Below are 1,076 nucleotides of genomic sequence, written 5' to 3'. Positions count from 1 at the left end.
GGCCGCACACCGAGCGCGGCAACCGGGTGAACAACTGCACACGGGGTCAAAAGTCACCGACCCCAAAGGGGTCCAGGTTCAGAGACCGCCGACAGAAAGGCACTGCAGGGCTTCATCTCGCGTTCCTCCTCCAGTTCGCGGACCGTGCGCAGCCGCGTTCTCCGCCTTCAGCGGCGTGGGCGGCTCGGCGGGAGCCTTCGCCCGGCGTCCCCGGGGCCGGGACGCTCCAGCCGCCCGGACCCAGTTCCGCAACGTCTCCGGGTTCACCCCCAGATCAGCGGCGACCGACCTGCTCCGTCGCTTCCGGCCGCGACTCGTACAACGCGACCGCGACCGCCTTGGACTCCGGCGGATAGTGCTTCATGACCACGGGACGACCGTTCTCCTGGACTCAAGATCCAAGTGTCTCGGGTGTCCTGGGCTCGGGGTCAAGCCCCACCACCCAGTTACACCACTCGTTTGACAGTCCCCCGTGCTGGCTAAGTCGGGTCGTGGCTGGCGAGGTTCTCGACAGGCCGTGTGACCTGCCCGTCCACAGAGAGGCGTGCGGAGAGCCGGCGCCCCGCGGCAGGGCTGGAGCGGACATCGCCCGCCACGCCGGAGGCGTCCCGATCGCAGAACAGGTGCGCAGACCCTTGACGTCGTTCTTCCTGGTGCGTAGATATGTCTGCGCAGTCATGACAGCGCAGTCACACCGAATCGGACTCGCACTCGGACTGCTGACTTCAGGAGACACCCATGAGCCGACAGCCAGTACGCAGCACAGCTGCCACACCGCGCAGCCTCGACGTGGCGCGCCTGGCGGGCGTCTCGCAGAAGACGGTGTCTCGGGTCATGAACGGCGAGCCGTACGTCTCCGAGGACCTGCGTCGTCGTGTCCTCGAGGCAGCCGACGAACTCGGCTACCGCCTCAACCACGCGGCCCGGGCCCTGGCCTCAGGAAAGACCCGGGCCATCGGCGTCGTGACCCTGGGAACAGCCCTGTACGGGCCCGCCTCCCTCCTCATGGGTGTCGAGCGCGCCCTCCGGGACACCGGCTACGCGCTCCGCGTCGTCAACACGATGGAAGGCGACAC

The 1,076-nt window shown here is 68.0% G+C and carries 1 protein-coding gene and 1 pseudogene; one reads left to right on the top strand and one right to left on the bottom strand.

Going from position 1 to position 1,076, the window contains the following annotated elements; all coding sequences use genetic code 11:
* Positions 1–78: 78 nt before the first annotated feature.
* Positions 79–364, bottom strand: a pseudogene (locus ABZ281_RS50350) (transposase).
* 374 nt (positions 365–738) lie between these two features.
* Between ABZ281_RS50350 and ABZ281_RS50345 the strand changes: the two are divergent.
* Positions 739–1,076 (top strand): LacI family DNA-binding transcriptional regulator (locus ABZ281_RS50345; RefSeq protein WP_356665646.1); only part of this gene is annotated, 338 nt, incomplete at its 3' end.

The organism is Streptomyces sp. NPDC006265 (genome assembly GCF_040613555.1).
Taxonomy (GTDB): Bacteria; Actinomycetota; Actinomycetes; order Streptomycetales; family Streptomycetaceae; genus Streptomyces.
This window is presented reverse-complemented; position numbering and strand designations above follow the sequence as displayed.